Annotated in this window: 6 protein-coding genes; 3 read left to right on the top strand and 3 right to left on the bottom strand. The window is 69.0% G+C overall.

What is annotated here, in order from left to right; genetic code table 11:
- Positions 1-353: 353 nt before the first annotated feature.
- Complete coding sequence (locus F3J10_RS33525; protein WP_036033274.1) at positions 354-983, top strand: hypothetical protein; 630 nt, start codon at positions 354-356, stop codon at positions 981-983.
- Positions 984-1,013: 30 nt separating this feature from the next.
- Here F3J10_RS33525 and F3J10_RS33520 read toward each other — a convergent pair whose 3' ends face one another.
- Both F3J10_RS33520 and F3J10_RS33515 read right to left on the bottom strand, forming a co-directional pair.
- Positions 1,014-2,036, bottom strand: coding sequence for a fatty acid desaturase (locus tag F3J10_RS33520; protein ID WP_105819339.1), 1,023 nt, complete (start codon positions 2,034-2,036; stop codon positions 1,014-1,016).
- 85 nt (positions 2,037-2,121) lie between these two features.
- Positions 2,122-3,054 (bottom strand): ABC transporter substrate-binding protein, encoded by a 933-nt coding sequence (locus F3J10_RS33515; RefSeq protein WP_029949278.1) that lies wholly within the window; start codon positions 3,052-3,054, stop codon positions 2,122-2,124.
- A gap of 356 nt (positions 3,055-3,410) precedes the next feature.
- Between F3J10_RS33515 and F3J10_RS33510 the strand changes: the two genes are divergently transcribed.
- The gene (locus tag F3J10_RS33510) at positions 3,411-4,511 is read left to right on the top strand and encodes a porin (protein ID WP_025096920.1); all 1,101 of its coding nucleotides are present in this window, start codon (positions 3,411-3,413) and stop codon (positions 4,509-4,511) included.
- An 18-nt stretch (positions 4,512-4,529) separates the two neighbouring features.
- Complete coding sequence (locus F3J10_RS33505) at positions 4,530-5,354, top strand: PhnD/SsuA/transferrin family substrate-binding protein (protein WP_167243875.1); 825 nt, start codon at positions 4,530-4,532, stop codon at positions 5,352-5,354.
- Positions 5,355-5,587: 233 nt separating this feature from the next.
- On the opposite strand, the gene F3J10_RS33500 is transcribed toward F3J10_RS33505, so the two are convergent.
- The gene (locus F3J10_RS33500) at positions 5,588-6,514 is read right to left on the bottom strand and encodes a LysR family transcriptional regulator (RefSeq protein ID WP_167234351.1); all 927 of its coding nucleotides are present in this window, start codon (positions 6,512-6,514) and stop codon (positions 5,588-5,590) included.
- Between the last annotated feature and the right edge of the window lie 245 nt (positions 6,515-6,759).

Below are 6,759 nucleotides of genomic sequence, written 5' to 3'. Positions count from 1 at the left end.
GGTTCGCGGCCGCGCTGACGGTGGCGGGATGCCTGGCGATCGCGGTGGCGGCCCTGGTCTGGGTGCTCGCGGCGCGCGGGCGGCGCGCCGGGCAGCCGGCTTCGATGGTGCCTCGCTGAGGCGGGCGGTCAAGGATCGAGGTCACGCCCTGGTGAGGGTGTTTTGCCTCCGGGCATCGCGGGTCGGTGGCGACTGCGATGGGCCGGAGGTCTTTTTATTCTCGGATCGCGGCTGCCGGCGAGCGGATTTCGAAGGGCTTTCGGCAATGGGCCGTGACGGGCGGCCGATCGACAGAAGCACGCCGATCCCCGACAATACGCGCCTTCCCACGCGCGCCGGCCCGGCCCAGGCAGATGAAACTCGACAAGTGGATCCTCGCGGTATCGTTCGGCTGCCTCGCGCAGGCCGCCTCGGCGGCCGGCTACGGTTTCTCGATCAACAACACCGCCAGCCTGCCGGAATGTCCCGGCCTCGACCGCTTCACGCCGACCCACAACGTCGGCGAGATGATGACGGAGCTGCGTGCCATCCCGCACGACGTCGAGGATGCCAACCCGGCCACGCAGAGCGTGTGCACGCCGCATTACGGCAGCTACCTGCAGATGTCGCGAACCGGCCCGAGCTGCCGCATCTTCGACGGCGAGGCGCTCGGCGTGGCGCTGTTCGGGATGGAGGATTCGCAGGTCAAGAGCCTGATGGGCAACGGCGCGTTGCTGTACTTCCTGTCCGACGCGGGCGACGCTGCCCAGCGCGTCGCCAGGCGGCTGCGCGCCGACGGCTTCGCGCGCCTGCCCGACGCCGACTACGCCGGCCTGATCGGCCGCAAGCGCTCGCCCGACGAGCAGCTCGACATCTATCGACGCGGCGACCTGCTGGTCACGCTCACGCGCGATGCCAGGCAGCATCGCTTCTCGGCGATGATCTCCGATCGCTCGATGCTGAAGATCGTCAATCGCGACGAGACCGCCTGCGCGAAGCCGTGAAGGCGGCGCGGCGATGCGTGAGCCGCGCCCTCAACTGCTGATCTGCAGGCAACCATCGATCACCGCGATCCTGCCGCCGCTGCCCGAGATCGCCACCGTCGCGTGGCGGAACGGATGCTCGGGCGCGTCGGTGGGGCGCCAGGCATGGCGGCGCAGCAATTCCAGGTAGCCGCCGCGGATCAGGAAGCCGTCGCATTTCTCGACATAGGCCTCGCGCCGCATCCGGTAGGCGGCCGGCAGGTCGAACCACGCCACGCCGGGCAGGTCGTGGTGCACCAGGTGGTAGTTGTTGTTGAGATAGAGCAGGCGCATCGCGAAGCCGGCCTCGTTGATCGCGATGCGCGCCTTCGGATGAGCCGCCGCGCGATGCTCGTAGAGCGAGCGGATCATCGCCACCGACAGCGCGGGCCAACTGACGGCGAGCAGGTAGTACCACCAGGGCATGCCGGTGGCCCATTGCACCCAGGCCAGCAGCAGCGCCACGCAGGCGCCATGGGTCGCCCACATCCGGATCGTGCCGCGCTCGCCGCGACGGACCTTGGCGAACTCCCTGGCCAGCATGGTGCCGACGCTCATCGGCGGCCCCACCACCAGCCGGCCGAGAAAGGTCTTGCGCAGCACCCACAGCGCCTTGAGCCAGCGCGGCAGCCCGGCCCACTGGCCGCGCGGCACGTAGTTGCCTTCCGGGTCGACGCCGGGCACGGTCAGGTCGTCGTCGCGGTGATGGGCGAGATGGGCCTCGCGATAGAGCGTGTAGGGATACCAGATCGCCAGCGCCGGATAGCCGAGCAGGCGGTTGAGCCATTCGCGCCGCGTCGGGTGGCCGTGCAGCAGCTCGTGCTGCAGCGACATGTGCCAGGCGGCGATGAGGATCAGCAGCGGCGTGGCGAGGGCGACCGACAAGGTGCCGGCGCGCAGCAGCAACATTACGGCGAGCCAGCCGCCATAGACGGCGACGATCAGCAGCCAGGTGGGCCATTCGCTGCGCGCCGTGAAGCGCGCGCCGAGCCGGCCGATGGCATTGGCGTGGTCTACATCGAAATATTCGGCCATGTCGTGACGAGATGGTGGAACGGGCGGCGGCCGCGACGCGGCACGCCGGCTTGGATCACGGCACGCCGCTCGCCGGCGCCCGAACTCATTTGACGAAGCCCTTGGCCTTCAGGTACTGCGCGGCCACGCCCGCGGCCGGCTCGCCGTTGAGCTGGATCCGGTTGTTGAGCGTCTGCAGCGTCTTCAGGTCGAGGCTGGCGAACACCGGCTTGAGGATGCCGTCGATCTCGGGATGCGCCTTCAGCACCGCCTCGCGGATCACCGGCGTGGGCGCGTAGACGGGCTGCACCTTCCTGTCGTCGTCGAGCACCACCAGGCCGGCCGATTCGATCGCGCCGTCGGTGCTGTAGACCATCGCCGCGTTCACGCCGTCGGTCTGGCTGGCCGCGGTCTTGATGGTGACGGCGGTGTCGCCGCCGGAAAGCACCAGCAACTGGTCCGGCTTGAGCCTGAAGCCGTAGGTCTTCTCGAAGGCGGGCAGGGCCGAGGCGCTGTTCACGAACTCCGCCGAGGCGACCAGCTTGACCTTGCCGCCGGCCGTCACCCACTTGCCGAAGTCGCTGAAGCTGCGCAGGTGGTTGGCCTTCGCGAGCCCGGCCAGCAGCGCCACGCCCCAGGTATTGCTGGCCGGCGCCGGCGTGAGCCAGACCAGGTGGTTGGCCTGGTAGTCGAGCTGCCGGGCGGCGGCGTAGCCGCGGGCGGCATCGCGCCAGAGCGGGTCGTCGGCCTTGTTGAAGAAGAACGCGGCGTTGCCGGTGTACTCGGGATAGATATCGATCTCGCCGGTGGTCAGCGCCTTGCGCACGATCGGCGTGGTGCCCAGCGAGATCTTGTCGGTCACCGCCAGGCCGTGCGCCTTCAGCGACTGCGCGATCAACTGGCCGAGCAGGCTGCCCTCGGTGTCGATCTTCGAGGACACCACGATCGGCGCGGCGGCCTGCGCGGGCAGGGCGGGGCCGAAGGCGGCGAGGGCCAGCAGGGAGAAGGCGGCGAGACGCAGCGTGGGGGATGGGTTCATCTTGGTTTCGGATTCCTTCTCAATGCCCGATGATCGGCCGCGCCTGTCGAGCGGCGCGGTCCGCGGTGATCACGACGAAATGGGAACTCTAGCGAATCGCCGCCATGCGGCCAATCAACGGATTCGCATTTGCTTATCACGGACCCGGAGATTGGAAAGGCCGCATTTCGCTGGCGGCATGCCTTGCCCGGCTGAGGCCCGCCGGGCCGGCATCGACGAGGAAACCGGCGGCGCGTCCAGCGGCAAAACCGGAAAACCAATCCGGAATTCCTTGGTTGCCACGATGCCAAGGCATCCTTATAGTCGGCCGTCCGTCGACACGACCTTCAATCCACTCCAACAACGGGTCATCCACAATGAAGAGAATCCTGCTCGCGCTGCCGCTGGCCGCGGCCGCCGGCGCGCATGCGCAAAGCAGCATCACGCTCTACGGCATCGTCGAGGACGGTGTCGACTTCGTCAGCAACGTGCAGGGCCACCACCTGCAGCAGCTCGCCTCGGGCGTGACGGCCGGCAGCCGCTGGGGCGTGCGCGGCGGCGAGGACCTGGGCGGCGGCACCTCGGCGATCTTCCGCCTGGAAAGCGGCTTCGACATCAACTCGGGGCGGCTGGGCAGCGGGCTCGGTTTCTCGCGCAATGCCTACGTGGGCTTGAGCAACTCTCGCTACGGCACGCTCACCTTGGGCCGGCAATGGGATTCGATCGTCGACTTCGTCGAGCCTTTCACGCTGAACGGCAACGTCGGGGGCTATTATTTCGCTCACCCGAACGACATGGACAACACCGACAACGGCTTCCCGATCGCGAACGCCGTCAAGTACCGCAGCCCGACCCTGGCCGGCTTCACCTTCGGCGGGCTCTATGCGTTCGGCGGCCAGCCGGGGCGCTTCTCCGACAACGCCACCTTCAGCGTCGGCGCCAGCTACGCGGGCGGCCCGTTCGGCTTCGGCGTGGGCTACCTGCGCATCAACAATCCCGGCGTCTCGACCCAGGGCTACCAGAACTATCCCGGCTTCACCAACGCGATCTACGGCGACTACCTGAACGCGGCGCGCGCGCAGAAGGTGTTCGGGGTGGGCGCGTCCTACCAGGTGCTGCCGATCGTCAAGCTGCTGGTGGACTTCACCAACACCAACTTCCAGCAGGGCAGCGCCGGCCACGATGCCACCTTCCAGAACTACGAGATCTCGACCATCGTCACGCCCACCCCGGCGCTGACGCTGTCGGCCGGCTACACCTACACCACGGGCCGCGACCACGCCACCGACGGCGTGCCGAAATACAAGCAGTTCAACCTGAGCGCAGAATATGCGCTGTCCAAGCGCACCACGGTCTATGTGATGGGCGCCTACCAGAAGGCGGCGGGCGACGCGGCGGTGGCCCAGATCGCCGGCTTCAATCCCTCGTCGAACCAGAAGCAGGCGGTGGGGCGCGCGGGCATCCGCCATGTCTTCTGATCTCGGGAGTGCAAACGCATGAGCCAGTGGGTCGCCGGGTTGCCGATGTACAACGTCACGCCGCGCCTGGGCGCGGCCTGGCGCGCGTTGCTGGCCGACACGCTGGCGGCCTTCGCGCGCGCGGGTGGCCCGCGCGGGGTCGAACTGCTCGGCGAGCCCTTCGGCGAGTTGCTGCCGCTGTGGCGCCGCGAGGACCTGCTGCTGTCGCAGACCTGCGGTTACCCGTTCCGCATGCTCGGGCTCGATGCGCTGACGCATCTGGTGGCGACGCCGGTGTTCGACGTCGAGGGCTGCGAGGGCGCGCGTTATTCGAGCTGGCTGGTGGTGTCGGCCGCCGCGCATGCCGGCGGCGCGACCACGCTGGCCGGTTGCCGCGGCCTGCGCGCCGCCTATAACGGCGAGGATTCGCACAGCGGCATGAATGCATTTCGTCATGCCGTCGCGCCGCTCGCGCGCGGCGGGCGTTTCTTCGCCTCGGCCACCGCCTTCGGGTCGCATCGCAAGGTGCTGGAGGCGCTGGCCGCGGGCCAGGCCGATTGCGCGGCGATCGATTGCGTGACGTTTGCCTGCCTGCGCGACGCGCTGCCCGAGCGGCTCGATGCGATCCGCGTGATCGGCGTCACCGCGAGCGCGCCGGGCCTGCCGCTGATCGCCTCGCGCCGGCTCGACGAGGAGCAGGTCGCGAAGCTGCGCGAGGCGCTCGATACGGCGCTCGCGGCGGACCCGGCCCGCGCGCGCGAGCTGCGTCTGCTGCGCTTCGAACGGCTCGCGCCCGCCGATTACGAGACCATCGCGCGCTTCGCCGAGGAGGCGACAGCGCTCGGTTACCCGGTGCTGGCCTGAAGCGGCACAGGCGCGCGCGTTCGGTGGTTTTCCACAGCGTTTGCCGGCTGGCGCCGGCATGTGCCGACGAGTTTGCTGTCATCGCCGGCTTGTCCACAGTCGCGCGCCCTTGTCTTGCTGTGCGCTCGCGCTTCCATCGTCGCTTGATCCGTCGATAAAAAAACCGCCACGGCGAGACGACTCGCGGCGGCGGCCAAGGGAACTGCCAGGACGTGTCGCTATCGCGGGGCGCCTCAGCCCGGCCGCTTGAACTCGGGCAGGCCGTGGTCCTCGCGGATCATCTGCACCAGCTGCACCAGGCTCGCCGACAGTTGCCGGCGGCTCGGGTAGTACATCACGAAGGGCTCGACGGGCGGCGCCCAGTCGGACATCACCAGCAGCAGCCGGCCGCTCTCGAGATGGCGCGAGATGCGCTGCTTCAGGCAGTAGGCGATGCCCACGTTCGCCAGCGCGGCTTCCACCACCGCATCGGTCTCGTTGAGGATCACGCGGCCCGGCACGTCGATCCGGCAGGCCCGCTTGCCGGTGCCGAGCTCCCATTGATAGAGCGACTCGTCGCCGAGCCGCATGCGGATGCAGGAATGGGCGAGCAGTTCGGTGGGCTCGCGCGGCGTGCCGTGCAGGCGCAGGTAGTCGGGCGAGGCGGCCAGCACCCATTCGAGATCGGGTGTGAGCGGAATCCCCACCATGTCCTGCGGCACGCTGCGGCCGTAGCGGATGCCGGCGTCGAAGCCGCCCTTGACGATGTCGACCATGCCGTCGTCGACCACCACCTCGATCTGCGACTTCGGAAAGCGGTTCAGGTAGCGGCCCAGGATCGGGCTGATCAGCAGTTGCGAGGCGTCGCGCGGCACGTTCAGGCGGATCAGGCCCGAAGGCGTGTTGCGGAACTGGGACAGTTCGGCCAGCGCGCCCTCGATATGCTCGAAGCCGAGATCGAGGCCGCGCACCAGCGCGGCGCCGGCATCGGTCGGCGAGATCGCGCGCGTGGTGCGGTTCAGCAGCTTCACGCCGAGCTTCTCCTCCAGGCCGCGCAGCGCGTGGCTCAGGGCGGAGGCGGTCACGCCCAGTTCCGCGGCGGCAAGCCGGAAACTCTTGCGGCGGCAGATCACGCTGAACGCATTCAGCGTGGCCAGGTCGTTGCGGCTATAGGTGGGCACGGTGGTGTCCTCGGGGACGGACGGTTGCGCGCGTTGCCGCGCGCTTGCCCGTCAGATTCTTGAGGGCCGTTCATCGGAAGTCAATCGCGACGAGCGGTGGAATGCGCATGGCCGTCGCCCGCCTCGCACGCCGCGGCGACGGCCGTGGCCATGCCCAGGTGGCGTGCACCGACTTCGGCGTGGCCGGCCGCGCGGCGCTGGTTGATCGCCGCCGCGCGCGGGTCGGGACGCGGCGGGCGTGCCGA

The sequence above is a fragment of the Burkholderia sp. Cy-637 genome (assembly GCF_011753175.1).
Taxonomy (GTDB): domain Bacteria; phylum Pseudomonadota; class Gammaproteobacteria; order Burkholderiales; family Burkholderiaceae; genus Burkholderia; species Burkholderia gladioli.
The sequence above is the reverse complement of the archived record's forward strand: the minus strand, read 5'-3'. Positions and strand labels throughout refer to the sequence as shown.